At 43.5% G+C, this 13,635-nt stretch carries 11 protein-coding genes; 5 read left to right on the top strand and 6 right to left on the bottom strand.

What is annotated here, in order from left to right; all coding sequences use genetic code 11:
• Positions 1 to 68: 68 nt before the first annotated feature.
• The 3 genes from VKA52_RS03520 to VKA52_RS03510 all read left to right on the top strand — a co-directional run bounded on the left by VKA52_RS03520 (position 69) and on the right by VKA52_RS03510 (position 3,639).
• Entirely contained in the window at positions 69 to 1,091 is a 1,023-nt protein-coding gene (locus VKA52_RS03520; protein ID WP_326314212.1) for an SEC-C metal-binding domain-containing protein, read from the top strand.
• 333 nt (positions 1,092 to 1,424) lie between these two features.
• Positions 1,425 to 3,095, top strand: a complete 1,671-nt coding sequence (locus VKA52_RS03515) for a catalase (protein WP_326314211.1) — start codon at positions 1,425 to 1,427, stop codon at positions 3,093 to 3,095.
• An 82-nt stretch (positions 3,096 to 3,177) separates the two neighbouring features.
• Entirely contained in the window at positions 3,178 to 3,639 is a 462-nt protein-coding gene (locus VKA52_RS03510) for a hypothetical protein (protein ID WP_326314210.1), read from the top strand.
• Positions 3,640 to 3,676: 37 nt separating this feature from the next.
• Here the strand turns inward: VKA52_RS03510 and VKA52_RS03505 are convergent, their stop codons facing one another.
• The gene (locus tag VKA52_RS03505; RefSeq protein WP_326314209.1) at positions 3,677 to 6,436 is read right to left on the bottom strand and encodes an alpha-amylase family glycosyl hydrolase; all 2,760 of its coding nucleotides are present in this window, start codon (positions 6,434 to 6,436) and stop codon (positions 3,677 to 3,679) included.
• A 114-nt stretch (positions 6,437 to 6,550) separates the two neighbouring features.
• A complete protein-coding gene (locus tag VKA52_RS03500) occupies positions 6,551 to 7,144 on the bottom strand; it encodes a YdcF family protein (protein WP_326314208.1) in 594 nt (197 codons plus the stop codon).
• Positions 7,145 to 7,336: 192 nt separating this feature from the next.
• Here VKA52_RS03500 and VKA52_RS03495 point away from each other — a divergent pair, with 192 nt between their 5' ends.
• Positions 7,337 to 7,546, top strand: a complete 210-nt coding sequence (locus VKA52_RS03495; RefSeq protein WP_115822794.1) for a YkvS family protein — start codon at positions 7,337 to 7,339, stop codon at positions 7,544 to 7,546.
• 477 nt (positions 7,547 to 8,023) lie between these two features.
• Here VKA52_RS03495 and VKA52_RS03490 read toward each other — a convergent pair whose 3' ends face one another.
• Complete coding sequence (locus tag VKA52_RS03490) at positions 8,024 to 9,085, bottom strand: LCP family protein (protein ID WP_326314207.1); 1,062 nt, start codon at positions 9,083 to 9,085, stop codon at positions 8,024 to 8,026.
• A gap of 138 nt (positions 9,086 to 9,223) precedes the next feature.
• Positions 9,224 to 10,684, bottom strand: coding sequence for an APC family permease (locus VKA52_RS03485; protein WP_326314206.1), 1,461 nt, complete (start codon positions 10,682 to 10,684; stop codon positions 9,224 to 9,226).
• Between the two features lie 223 nt (positions 10,685 to 10,907).
• On the opposite strand from VKA52_RS03485, the gene VKA52_RS03480 reads away from it, so the two are divergent.
• Complete coding sequence (locus tag VKA52_RS03480) at positions 10,908 to 11,954, top strand: glycosyltransferase family 4 protein (RefSeq protein ID WP_160911413.1); 1,047 nt, start codon at positions 10,908 to 10,910, stop codon at positions 11,952 to 11,954.
• A 32-nt stretch (positions 11,955 to 11,986) separates the two neighbouring features.
• On the opposite strand, the gene VKA52_RS03475 is transcribed toward VKA52_RS03480, so the two are convergent.
• Together VKA52_RS03475 and VKA52_RS03470 are read right to left on the bottom strand one after the other, a co-directional pair.
• Positions 11,987 to 12,973 (bottom strand): LCP family protein, encoded by a 987-nt coding sequence (locus VKA52_RS03475; protein WP_326314205.1) that lies wholly within the window; start codon positions 12,971 to 12,973, stop codon positions 11,987 to 11,989.
• Between the two features lie 14 nt (positions 12,974 to 12,987).
• Complete coding sequence (locus tag VKA52_RS03470) at positions 12,988 to 13,629, bottom strand: YigZ family protein (RefSeq protein ID WP_160911416.1); 642 nt, start codon at positions 13,627 to 13,629, stop codon at positions 12,988 to 12,990.
• Between the last annotated feature and the right edge of the window lie 6 nt (positions 13,630 to 13,635).

Genomic DNA, 13,635 nt, shown 5'->3' with positions numbered 1-13,635 from the left:
TTGCATGTTGGCTCAATCTTCGGTACTCTAGTAGAGTTGAACGTTTAAGAGTTAAGAGAGGGATATTTATGAGTAAGGTAAAAAGAAACGACCCATGCCCTTGTGGAAGTGGGAAGAAATATAAGAAATGCTGCATGAATAAAACAGAGGAAGGTGTGGGATCCACAAGCCTTCATGAAGAGCTGAAAAGCCACTACAGTCACTTTATGGCCTATGTGAACCGTAACTATCCAAATGTTACGCCTAACGAAGAGCGTGAAACGCAGGAGGAAGAAGTAGAAGCGGCTTTCCGTATGGTTCAAGGTGTATTCATGGAACAGCAGGAAGATGGCACAACGCTTTACGATGAATTCTTTGAAAAGAAACAGGACAAAATCGTCCGTCCAGCGACCTTGGCATCCATGGAAGCGTGGAAATCACCACTCGCCAGTGTTTTCCATATCCAGGAGGTTCAGAACGACCAAACCGTTACGGTTGAAGACGTGTGGAGCGGTCTTAAGTATGAAGTGAAGCGTGACGGCATTCCATTGAAGGAAGAAAATTATCCTCACATGCCGTATGCGATTGGAGTTGTCTTGAAATGGGGGCCGATCTACAATTTCGTCCCGCTTGCGATTCCAAACTATGAGGAATCCTACCAAACATTCAAGCATGCAGTAGAGGAAAAATCCCAGCAAGCTGGATATGAATCAATTCATGCTTACATGCAGGCAACCCTTATTGAGCAGTTGAGAACCTGGATGTATATGAACGTTGCTGAAGAAGCGTCAGAAGAACAAGGGTCTCATGAAAATGAAGCACAAGGAACCGGGGAAGATGAAGTGCTCAATCTTGTCGACGATGAGCTTAAAACCGAACCAACCTTCGAGAGGCTGCGCGAAGCTTGGCTCTCTTATAAACAGGCAGAAGATCCGACATTCCGTAAACCGGAAGTGGTTTCTGCTGCACTCGAACACATTTATCGTACTTCTGATGAGTTCCGTACAGAGCCTGAGAAGGTGACGAAGAAAGCCGTAGCGACGAAATATGATGTTAGCCCGAGCAGTATGAGTAAACGAATTACCCAGTTGAAGGATTATATCGAAGGTTAATCTTTTAAAGGCTTAGAGCGTAGTGCTCTAAGCCTTTCTTTTGTATGGATACGGATAAAAGTTTGAAAGTCACTGATAAAATACTGAAACCCACTGATAAAAGTCCGAAAGTCACCGATAAAAGGCTAAAAACCACTGATAAAAATTCCGAAGTCACCGATAAATTCTAAAAGTCGCCAATAAAACTCCCAAAGTAGCTAATATAATCCCTAAACCAGCTAATAAATCCTCGAAATATGCTAATATCCTTCCACCAAAGTTCCATTTCCTCCATTGGAATAAAAAGCCTGAACTCAGCAAACACTCTTCCTATATAAAAGAGGAGGAAAGAGTATGGATAAACAAGAACAAGGACCAGGAGGAGCGGAGGATCAACGCTTTTCTGAAGATGAGAATGAAAAGACCCTAACGACAAGACAGGGCCATCCTGTCCGCACCAACCAAAATTTGCGTACGGTCGGCAATCGCGGCCCGGCGACACTTGAGAACTATGATTTTATAGAAAAGATTTCACACTTTGACCGTGAACGGGTTCCTGAACGTGTGGTCCACGCGCGTGGTACCGGGGCACACGGGTATTTTGAGACATATGGAAAAGTAGGGGAGGAACCTGTGGAGAAATATACACGGGCGAAGGTGTTTTCTGGTGCCGGAAAACAAACACCTGTCCTCGTGCGTTTTTCCACTGTGACGCATTCGGCTGGGTCTCCGGAGACATTGCGCGACCCGCGCGGGTTTGCGGTGAAGTTTTATACAGAAGACGGGAACTGGGATCTGGTTGGAAACAACTTGAAGGTGTTCTTCATCCGTGATGCGATGAAGTTTCCTGATTTGATTCACTCCTTCAAGCCGGACCCTGTCACAAACATTCAGGATAGTGAGCGGATCTTTGACTTCATCAGTCAAACGCCTGAGGCGATGCATATGGTGACATTCCTTTTCTCCCCGTGGGGAATTCCGGCGAATTACCGGCAGATGCAAGGGTCTGGCGTCAATACGTATCGCTGGGTGAATGAGGAAGGAAAAGCGGTGCTCGTCAAATACCACTGGGAGCCTCTAAAGCACGGGATCAAAAACCTGACACAGGAAGAGGCGAACGAAATCCAGGGTGAAAACTTCAATCATGCCACACAGGATTTGTATGAAGCGATTGAAAGCGGTGACTACCCAGAGTGGGAGCTTTGTGTTCAAATCATGGACGATCATGAACACCCGGAACTCGACTTTGACCCTCTTGATGATACGAAAATTTGGCCGGAAGATGAGTTTCCATTTTTGAAGGTAGGAAAAATGGTGCTTAATAAAAATCCAGACAATCATTTTAATGAAATCGAGCAGGCGGCCTTCGGTACAGGGGTGCTTGTGGATGGACTCGATTTTTCTGATGACAAAATGCTGCAAGGGCGTACGTTCTCTTATTCCGATACACAGCGTTACCGGGTTGGTGCGAACTATCAGCAGCTGCCGGTAAACGCACCGAAAAAACATGTGGCGACCAACTACGAAGGCGGCAGCATGTCTTACTTTAAAGACCGCCCGAAAGACGCGAATCCACATGTGAACTATGAACCTTCGACATTAAATGGTTTGGAAGAAGCCAAACCGAAAACGAAACCGCATCAGCCTTATACAGAAGGTAAGTTGAAGAAAGAACCGATCGATCGAGAAAACAATTTCAAGCAAGCCGGCGAGCGCTACCGTCTTTTCAAAGACTGGGAGCGGGACGATTTGATCATGAACCTCGTTACTTCCCTGAAACCCTGTCAGCCTCACATCCAGAAGAAAATGATTTCTCTTTTCTCCCAATGTGATGAGGATTATGGAAAGCGAGTAGAGGAAGGGCTCGGCATGAATGCCGGTGACATGAACGCAGAAATGGCCAGTGAAATAACTCCGACTAAAGGGAAGCTGCCGAAAAAGGGAGGGTCTCCGATTGGAAGTGCCGGAGCTGCGGATGCCGTTGATCAAGCGCAGGAAAAAGGACACGAAGCGGATCCGTATTGATGATGGAAGTCTGACTCGAATAAGAGTCAGGCTTTTCTTTTTTTACACCCCGATGCATAAGGTAAGTAGGGGAGGGATGATAATGAAGCGCAGCCGTTCACCCATGATTTTCATCTTTGTTTTGGTCGTGATTCTTATCCTTGCGGTTGTCCTCACCATTTTCTTTATGACTCGACCAGGTCAGCGTGCAGAAAGTACGATCGAGCAATTTTATGTGCATGAACAACAAGGGAAGTTCTCCGATTCGTGGGAACTTTTTCACTCTCAAATGAAAGAGAAGTTTACCAAAGGGGCTTACATACAAGACCGTGCGCACGTGTTCATGAACCACTTCGATGTGGAGAGTTTTGAATTTGTGATGGGAGATTTGAAGAAGCTCGATCAATGGACAATGGAAAAAGGATCGAAACCCTTATCGCCCGTTTATCAAACGACTGTCATTCAAACATACAAAGGAAAGTACGGCCTTTTCCGCCTTCATCAGGATATTTATGTGGCAGAAGAAAAAGGGGAGTGGAAGATCCTATGGGATTATCATAAATAACAAAAAGCTTCCTACTTAAGAGTAGGAAGCTTTTTTGTCAGGCGGCTTCATTCATGGCTTGCATCCGTTCCACCGTCACTTGATATTCGTTTTGGGGGTCAAAAATAAAGATGTATTCTCCATCTGTCTCTGGTGTGAAGCGGAGGTTATCGCCTTCCAGCCATTCACCGTCACGGACAAATTTATATTCCACGGTTTCTCCTGCCTTCAATTCAATCGGTTGACTCTTCCAAAGGGCATCTTTTTCATCGAAAGTCAGCATGTTAGCATCACTGGACCAGTCGAATGGTGCAGATCCACGCAACACGACTTTGTTGTATTTCTTTTCTTCCGATGGAGCTTCATAACGCAGTTTCCCTTTGACATCATAAATCGCAACAGAACCCGCTTCGCTCGTCATTTCAAGTTCGCCTTTGTGACTCTTCAGCTTTTCCTTGTCAAGAAGGGAAGTGAGCTGTACTTTGTTTGGTGTCTGCTGGTTGTAAAGGTCGATGATATCCAGGTTGCGGTCCTCTTCGCCGAGGTTCATGACGACAAGAACCTTATCCTTTGGCACGGATCGTTCAAAGACGAGGACGTCATCATCCGAGTAAATGATGTTAAAATCGCCGTGCGTTAAGGCTGGCTGGTCATTTCTTGCATCAATCAACGTTTTGTAATGGGAAAGAACCTCTTCGTTCTGCTTTTCTTCTTCCCAAATCATCATTTCACGGTAATAGCGGTCTTTCCACTCGTCTACCAGGTTATGGTCACCACTCTGAGACAAGCCGACCTCATCACCATAGTAAATGATCGGTGCGCCAGGTAATGTAAACTGTAACGCTGCTGCGTTCTTTAATGTTTCTTCGTTTCCATCAGCTTCGAACAAAAAGCGAGGCATGTCATGGCTGTCTAAAAAGGTTGCCGCAACGAATTCATCGCCATAAGTTCCGAAGGTCTCATCAAGAGAGGAGGCTAGTGCGTTTACCGAACCATCCTGAATGAATGCATTCGTAATCGCTGAATGTGTTTCAAAATCGATCGCTCCATCCAATTTTCCTTTGTAGGAAGAGATGGTATCAAGGTTGTCCCACACTTCTCCGAAGATGAACGCATCTTCATCAAGTGATTTTACTTGATGACGGAAATCAACCCAGAAGCTTTGACTTGGACCTTTGGCATAATCCAGGCGGAAGCCGTCGACGCCGATTTCATTCATCCAGAACGGAACGACTTCATCAAGCATATAGGCGCGCGTTTCTGGGTTGTCGTTGTTCAACTCAGGAAGCTCTTGAATGCCATAAAACGTATCATATTCATTCGGATAATCCGTAAATGTGTACCAATCATAGTAAGGACTGTCCGGCCCTTTTTCTAACGCATCCTGGAAAAAGTCGTGCTGGTCGGATGTGTGGTTAGGCACCAGGTCATAAACGACTTTCATATCACGTTTGTGGGCTTCATCGACAAGTTCCTTCATCAGCTGGTTGCTGCCAAAACGAGGATCGATGTTCATGAAGTCTGTGGGGTGATACCCGTGAGAATAGGGCCCTTCATAGATCGGTGAAATCCATAGGGTATTCACACCAAGATCCTCGATGTAGTCGATCTTTTCAAGCACTCCTTGAAGATCGCCGCCCATCCATCCTTTCAACTGTTCATCATAGGGCTGCTCAGGATTTACAGAGGTATTGTTCTCTGAACTCCCATCACGGAAACGATCGACAAACACCTGATAAATGACCGCTTCTTTCGCCCACTCTGGAGACTCATAGGTGTCTACATAATAAGCGAACTCTGTGGCATCTTCAGAACTCAATACATTGTTGTCGGCAAATTGAGAACCTTCACTGTTGGAGTTCCAAACATCGAGTTTATATTTCACGCGTGTTTCTTTTTTTTGAGAGGGAATAACCCCTTCCATGATGGATGTTTTCAGTCCATCGTCATTTTCAGTTGTATCTGTCACCTGTAAAGGAACGGTTTGTCCATTTGCAGCTTCTCCTCGTTTTCCATCAGGAGTAGTGCCATCTGTCGTGTAATAGATGGCTCCTTTGTCGATCGGGCCAAAGTGCTGCACTTCAACTTTGACTGTTACATCATCACGATGATTCGGAACGTATGGAGTGTGATTATAGTCATGAGTGACTGATTGGGCGACAGGTACTTTCTTCCACTGGTTGACTGTATCTTCTTTGGTACCGCCGGACGTGGATAATGTCACTGTCCGTGGTTCTTCGAGATCTTCCTTGTAAGCTTCTCCTGCAAGGCTGTAAAAATAGGAAATTTCTTCTCCTGCTTGCCCTACAATCTTAGTTGTGTACGTATTTTCAGAGATTTTCGTCATAGGTGCGGCTGTATAATGGAAGTCATTTTTGCTTGAAGCGACTGTCGGCGTCACCCATTCCGGCGTTCCTTCAGGGACGGTGAGTACAAGTTCTACACTTGCTTCATAAGTATCAGCAAGGCGGATGTCCACTTTGCGTTCGGCTTCCGGGTGAAAAGCGAAAATGTACGCAGCATCCTGAGGGGCTGTGTACGTCAAGTTTGCACCAGGCATCCAATTTCCGTCATAAACAAACTTGAACTCTGTCACTTTTCCTCCTTCCAAAGAAATGGGCTGACTGAGCCAGACTCCTTCTTCGGCATTGTAAGTAAGTGGGTTGTTATTCGAACTCCAATCTAAGGTTTCAGCGCTGCCACGCAATACAACATCATCATACGTTTTTGCATCTGCATAGGTTGATGCAACCGGTTGCGCAAATGACAAAAATAAAAGCGTGAGACCGATCAGCCAAATCCAACGTTTTTGAATCAAATGAATCCCGTCCTTTCAAATTTATAAGTGAAATCGCTTTCATAATATAGGAAGCAACTTAGATTGTCCATAGTGCAATAGAATTAAATGTCAGAAAACAAAGAAAAGTTCCATTCACTCGAAGAGTAAACGGAACCAGTAGACACTCATTTTCACATATTCGCCGAACGTTATTCTTTTTTCATTTTCTGTCATTCCATCAGAAGGATCAAAAAAATTTGAAGCGAAGGAGTAGTCAAGCTTTAATTGGCTGTCGTAAATATCGTCAAATGTCATTTTCGTCCGCCGGGAATGGAAATCGCTCGTGACTACAAGGGCAGATTCGAAACCTTCTTCTTCCATAATTTCTTTTGATCGTGTGGCATTTTCATATGTACTTGTGGCAGAAGGTTCTTCGTAAATGGCGCTTTGAGGTATGCCTCGTTCCATGGCTTTCTCAGGCGTGGTGCTGTCCTCTGTCGAATTGGTCAAAATCATATGACTCGTCAATCCTTCGTTATAGAGTTCAGCCGCATGGTCGAGACGCTCTTCACCTCCGCTTAAAACGATAATCGCATCGTACTCTTTGGAGGGTTCCAGGGAATCTTCTGCCATTAAAAACTCTGGACCTAAGAGAAGGGGGGTCATCACTGCTGCCGAAAGGAATAGAATAAATACTAAGAAGGATAGAAGCATAATCTTTTTTGCTTTAGTAATATGAGACGCCATAAAAAACCCCCAAATTTTGGATACCTTTGCTATCTAGTATATATCTCCTGAGAAATTAAATAAACCTACTTTTGTTTTACTTGTATAATCTTGTCGAATTTAGTAACATATATTGTAAAAGTTTTGTTTGAATTGTTTGTTAATTTATTGTAAGGTTATTCAAAATACGAGGAAGAGAAAGGGTAGAGAGATATGGTACAACCTGATGATCGCATTGCCACACCAGGGCAAATCGTAACTTTTGAGAGAAATGACATCATTTTCAAGGGCAAAGTCATTCCGAGTCAATGTCAACAATCCGTAATCGTAGATTTGACTATTATGGACAACTTAGATGAGATCGATTTCGAATACGACAGAACGGTTGTGGCTCATACCAATTATCGTATTATTGAAGAATGAATGTAAAGCCTCTTTCTACAGCGAAAGGGGCTTTTTACTTTCTACCTAGTCCGATATGCTGTTTTCGGTGACTCTTTTTTCTTATACCATGAAAGAAAAAGAAAAGGTATACAGGATCAGGGTGGGTATTTTAGAAAGGGTGCATTTACGTGGGATTGACTAAAATTATTTTAGACCATCTGGAGTTTTCCATTAAGGCACGTTATAGTGTTAGAATAGATAAAACCATTGTTGTAGAGCCATTGATTCGAATTACAGAAGATACATTTAACCGGTTTTTTTATGACAAACCTGTCATTCATTGTATCTCCATACATAATCCAGACTCCCCATCTCTTTTAACTTATGAAGGCCCCTATAAGTTTGAAAGGATGAATGGTCTGCTAATCTTTACACTCTGTTCATATTGAAATTGATAAAAAAGCTTAAACAATGATAAAACACCAGCTCCCGTGTCACATGGAAGCTGGTGTTTTGTTAATTAGATTCCTGAGTGTCTTGTTTAGATGCAGAAGAAGAATAGGAGCTCTCCTCCGATGGTTCTTCGTTAATTTTTAAAGCTGTCCTTATTTTATTCGACAGTTCACTGACACTTCCGTCATAAGGGACGAAGTAAAAGAGTCCGTCTTCCAAGCGGGTATTTTCTCCTTCAAGTGTAAACGTCTCTGTTGAAGGGTCTTTCGATGAAAAAACTTTTTGGAGTGCGAAAGCTTCTTTCACGGAAAGGTTGGTTTGAACGTTGCTGCTGACCGCATCTGCTAATTCATCGGCCTTGAAAATATTTCCTGGAGAGAGAGCTTCCTCAATACTTGCTTTTATAAATTGACGCTGTCTTTCATCTCTTGGATACTCAATGGCAACGTCTCTTTTTCTCATTCTTACAAAGGCAAGAGCTTCTTCTCCATCCATTTTCGTTTCGCCTTCTGTGAATTCAATTCTTTTATCGTGTTGTAAGTGGCTTCGTTCCCAGAAACCTTGTTTGACGTCTACGGTTACTCCGCCTAACACATCTACGATTTCAGCGAAACCTTCAAAGTTGACCGAAGCGTATTTATCAATGGGGATGTCTAAATAATCCTCCACCGTTTCAATCGTCAATTTTTCAGCACCATACCCACTAATTTCACCGATCGTGTAGGCAGCATTAATTTTATGACTTCCTCCATATTCTTCCCCGACTTTACTGGCAGGGATGTCCACTTTTAAGTCTCTGGGAATACTGGTCATCGTCATATCCTGCGTTTCCGGATCGATGGTCAGCACAATTTGAGTATCGGCTCTACCTGCTTGCCCATCGGAAGAATAATCCTCAACGCCGAGCAAAAGTATGGAAATCGGTTCATCTCCAATATCCACCGCTTCCTCCCGTAAATCAGATTTATTTCCTCGGTCCAGATCTTCATATGAAGCTGTATATACTTGCGACACATAGTAGAAAATTCCACCTATGGTCATTGCGAACAAAAGAAAAAGCGTCAGTGCGATGCGTCGTTTCTGTTTCTTTTTGCGTCTGCGAACGCGAATGATACGTTTTGCCAATGTATGTCACCTCTATTTTAACCTCTCAGCTTTTCATTCTACCACATTTGAAAACAATCGAAGGACCCCGTTCTTTTGTTGTGGAAAATGTAAAACGATTGACATAAACGTATCATGTATCACTCTCGTAAGGATCGGTTATATTTCTTCTTTTTCGAGAATCAGATAATTCATTTCTTTACGATCAATATGGCGGTACCGCTTATAGTTGAAAAGGTAAAAAACCAAACCGATGAGAATCCAAAAAGCCAAAGCAATGTAGGATTCTCTCCCGAGCGAAGCAGGGGACCAAGGGATTAAGAGGAGAGCTAAGAAACACAAAGAACTGAGCATCCCGATCAGTGATAAAAGTTTTCTAAAGGGGGCGATGGTTGCTCTTTTCTGAGAGGTGGACGAATTCTCCTTCCAGTGAAAGAACTTATAAGCGGTAGCGGTGCAGAAGAAGTAAGCAATGGCTACGCCTGTAGAAGACATATCGACAACCCATAGCAAAGCTTCCCGACCGAACCACGGAGCGATTAGGCAGACGCCCATCGTAAATAGAATTCCTACGTACGGTGTTTTGTATTTAGGGTGGAGTTTCCTGAATATATCTGGAAGAATGCGAGCCCTTCCCATCGCAAACGTTAATCGGCTTGCCGAGATATAAAAGCCGTTCAAGCCTGTGAAAATGCCCATACAAACAGATAGAGCGATGAGCCAAACACCGATTCTCCCCATGTAACTTTGAATGGCATCTCCTGTTCCCCACACGGATTGCGTTCGTTCAATCTGCTGTAACAACTCCTGCCAGGGCATGGTGCTTGCAGTAATCAGAATCATAGCGCTGTATGCCAAGCCTGCTGCTAAAAGAGACCAAATAATTAAGCGGAAGGCTTTTTTCGGAGCAAAATCGAACTCTTCAGCGGCTTGAGGAATGTTGTCAAAGCCAACATAAGCGAATGGAGCAATGGCTAATATGGTGACAATCGATGCGATGGTTGATTTTTCAGGTGAAAAAGGAGGTGTGATATGGGTAAGGCTTGGACCTTCTGCCCACAAGGCTCCCACCGCTAATAATGCAATCCCGAAAATTAAAATGATGCTGAACACAAATTGTGTTTGTCCTGAAAAACTCGCCCCTCGAACGTTTAATAAAGCGAAGACAATTAAGGCGGCGCTTGCAATCGCTACTTGAATAATGGAAACATCATACCCGGCAACGTTATACATATTTCCTGTTTCGATGAAAGAAGGGAATAAAAACTTAGCAAGTAATGCCAGGGCGGAGGCGTTTAAAGCAACAATGCAGATGTAACCTAACGTAAGGAACCAGCCGGCAACAAAGGCATACATTCGTCCAAATCCGATATAGGCATAGGCGAATTCACCGCCTGTAACGGGGAACTTTTCAATCAAGAACCCGTAACTGACTCCAATGATCATCATCAATACAGCCCCAAGCGATAAACCTATAACGACACCCAAAGGGCCCGCTTGAGCAATCCAATCGGTAGGAAGGACAAAAGCCCCCCACCCAATAGCCGAACCGAACGCGATCGCCCATACCCAGTGAGGCTTTAATGACTTTTCTAATTTTTTTCTTTCTCTTTCCGCCATATCCTTCTCCTCCCTCCATCTTTTTACATTTAAAGGTTTCACCCTATTAAAAAAAGGCTAATAAAAAGTAATCAAATCGTTACATGAAATCGGCTGTTCTTGTGATATAATTTTTCACGGTTAATATGGTGCTTTTCCATAAGAACTATGCATGGGAAAATGGTATTTAATATCAGCTGTTATTTCATTCGGAGAGGATATAATAAACCTGAGGAGGGTCTTTATGGAGTATAAGGCCTTGCTATTTTGCTTGATCGTTGCGGTCATCATCACACCGTTAGTCAAGAAATTAGCAATTAAAATCGGTGCAACGGATCAACCGAACCACCGTAAAGTACACAAAATTATCATGCCACGCCTTGGTGGGCTGGCGATTTATATAAGCTTTGCTCTCGGTATTTTATTTTTCTTTCCCGAAAGTAACTACACCTGGCCTGTTCTTATAGGCGCTACTGTCATTATCATCACCGGGGTACTCGATGATCTTACGGAGCTATCAGCGAAACTTAAACTTTTCGGCCAGTTACTGGCCGCTGTCATTGTTGTTATGGGTGGAGTTCAGGTTGATTTCATCAATTTACCTTTTGGTGGTCAGCTCGACTTAGGGTATTTAAGCATACCGATTACAATTTTGTGGATCATTGCTATTACCAATGCCATCAACCTTATTGATGGACTGGACGGATTGGCCGCGGGCGTTTCGGCGATTGCTTTGTTAACGATTTCCGGTATGGCGATTACGATGGGGAATGTCTTCGTTGTGTTCGCTGGATTAATGATGTTAGGAAGCACCCTTGGTTTTCTGGTGTATAACTTCTATCCTGCTAAGATCTTCATGGGTGACACAGGGGCCTTGTTTTTAGGATTCATGATTAGTGTGCTTGCCTTGCTTGGTTTTAAAAACGTCACGTTATTTTCTTTCGTCATTCCGATCATTATTCTTGGTGTTCCTATATCGGACACGTTATTTGCGATTGTCCGCCGAGTGATTCAAAGAAAACCTTTATCTGCTCCTGATAAATCTCACCTGCATCATTGCTTAATTAATCTCGGTTACAGTCATCCTGAGGCAGTTCTCATGATTTATGCTGTTAGTGCCTTGTTTAGTTTAGCAGCGGTGATTTTCTCACAAGCCACCATCTTCGGAGCTATATCGGTTATTGCACTACTTGCGGTTATGATTGAGTTAATCGTTGAGATAACCGGACTTGTAGGGAAAGAGTACAGACCTTTATTGAATATGATTAACGGCACAAAGTCGAAGCAATAAAAAAAAAGCTGCTCCAGATTTGGAGCAGCTTTTTACATGGAATTTTCTTCTTCATTTTCACTGGCAATTGGATTCTGCAATTCAAGATGATTCTTCAGTTCATCAGACGTAGCTGTTAAATCGTCCTTCGCGAGCTGATAGTACCATCCATGACCAGTGAAACCACCTTCACCTTCCAGCTGCATTTTGTCAAAGGTGAAATTCTCTTTTTGAAGGAAATAATCTTTAAACTGAATCATTTCACTAAAGGTTAAGTTGGTTTTCATGTTCGCACTCACGGACGATAAAATTTCATCCATATTATTCAGCCCTTTAGCAGAGACGGTCTCCCTGAAAATCTGCTGGATAATTTCCATTTGTCGCTCCCCGCGAGCCAAGTCGCTGTCATACTTTCTCGTTCTGGCTAAAGCGAGGGCTTCTTCCCCGTTAATCAGTTGTTTTCCTTCCGTTAATTCAATGGCTCCTGCCTGATCAGAACTATTTTGTTCCTGCATGTCAAAAGGGACATCATAAGTAATTCCGCCGATCGAATCAACAATTTCAACGAATGAGTTAAAATTCAGACGTACATAATAATCAACGGGCACATCCAGCATCCGTTCGACCGTTTCTACCGTTCCATCGATTCCGCCGAAAGCATGGGCGTGAGCAATTTTATCTTCATAACCAACTTCAGGGATATACGTGAGAGAATCTCTAGGAATGTTCAGCATCTTAATGGATTTATCATCCTCATTGAAAGTGGCGAGGACCAATGCATCAGATCTTGAAGGTGAACTTTCGCGTTTGTCACTGTCATCGATTCCTACAAATAAGACAGAGGTGTGATCTTTAGCTGGGATCACTTCTTTTGTTCGTTTGTCTGATTTCTCACCACGGTCAAGTCCTTGGTGGGAATTTAGGGCTGTTTGTTTCACTTGGTCCGTCAAGTAGGCGGCATAACCGGTTGCCGCTCCAACACCAACGAGAAAAACAAACAGGAAGGACCAGATGAAGACATATCTTTTCCGGCGCTTCATATCCATAAGCTCCTTTACTCAGGTGTGACATCAAATTCTACATAGGAAGCGTCTCCTTGTTCGATGGATGCCTGACCACTTGTCAGATTAGTCATCCAGTCTTCACATTCCTTTTCCAGTCCGCTTTCTACATATACTATTAATTCCACATTTTCTAGGTAATTAATCCTTTCTAATGTGTAATCTGAGTTCCTTACTTCATTTTCCACTTTACCGAGAAGATGATAATCAATGGTGACCTTCATTTCCTTCATGAGCTGCCGCCTGACGACCCCTGTTGTGTTGATCGCTTCGGAAGCGGTTGATCCATAAGCACGAATGAGCCCTCCAGCGCCAAGTTTAATCCCGCCGAAATAACGAGTCACAACGACAGCTGTGTCTTTCAGCCCTCTTTTCTTCAACACTTCAAGAATGGGAACGCCGGCCGTGCCGCTTGGCTCTCCATCATCGTTCGCCTTTTGTATAAGGTCCTGCTCACCAATCATATAGGCCGAGCAGTTATGGGTGGCATCATGGTGTTTCTTTTTGATCTGCGAAATAAAGGCCTGCGCTTCCTCTTCGGTTTCACAGCGTTTGACATAACCAATGAAACGCGATTTCTGGATTGTCACTTCTTCTGAACCTTCTGGTTTTACGGTATAATAGCTTTCTAACATCGTCTC

Origin of the sequence: Halobacillus sp. HZG1, from assembly GCF_035818575.1 — a bacterium.
Taxonomy (GTDB): Bacteria; Bacillota; Bacilli; order Bacillales; family Halobacillaceae; genus Halobacillus; species Halobacillus litoralis.
The sequence above is the reverse complement of the archived record's forward strand: the minus strand, read 5'-3'. Positions and strand labels throughout refer to the sequence as shown.

Bases quoted from the DNA above. Each gene is read 5' to 3' on its own strand.
- VKA52_RS03485 (WP_326314206.1), bottom strand. From the start codon at position 10,684: ATGGCGGAAAGAGAAAGAAAAAAATTAGAAAAGTCATTAAAGCCTCAC.
- VKA52_RS03500 (WP_326314208.1), bottom strand. From the start codon at position 7,144: ATGGCGTCTCATATTACTAAAGCAAAAAAGATTATGCTTCTATCCTTC.
- VKA52_RS03515 (WP_326314211.1), top strand. From the start codon at position 1,425: ATGGATAAACAAGAACAAGGACCAGGAGGAGCGGAGGATCAACGCTTT.
- VKA52_RS03470 (WP_160911416.1), bottom strand. From the start codon at position 13,629: ATGTTAGAAAGCTATTATACCGTAAAACCAGAAGGTTCAGAAGAAGTG.
- VKA52_RS03510 (WP_326314210.1), top strand. From the start codon at position 3,178: ATGAAGCGCAGCCGTTCACCCATGATTTTCATCTTTGTTTTGGTCGTG.
- VKA52_RS03520 (WP_326314212.1), top strand. From the start codon at position 69: ATGAGTAAGGTAAAAAGAAACGACCCATGCCCTTGTGGAAGTGGGAAG.
- VKA52_RS03480 (WP_160911413.1), top strand. From the start codon at position 10,908: ATGGAGTATAAGGCCTTGCTATTTTGCTTGATCGTTGCGGTCATCATC.
- VKA52_RS03475 (WP_326314205.1), bottom strand. From the start codon at position 12,973: ATGAAGCGCCGGAAAAGATATGTCTTCATCTGGTCCTTCCTGTTTGTT.
- VKA52_RS03495 (WP_115822794.1), top strand. From the start codon at position 7,337: ATGGTACAACCTGATGATCGCATTGCCACACCAGGGCAAATCGTAACT.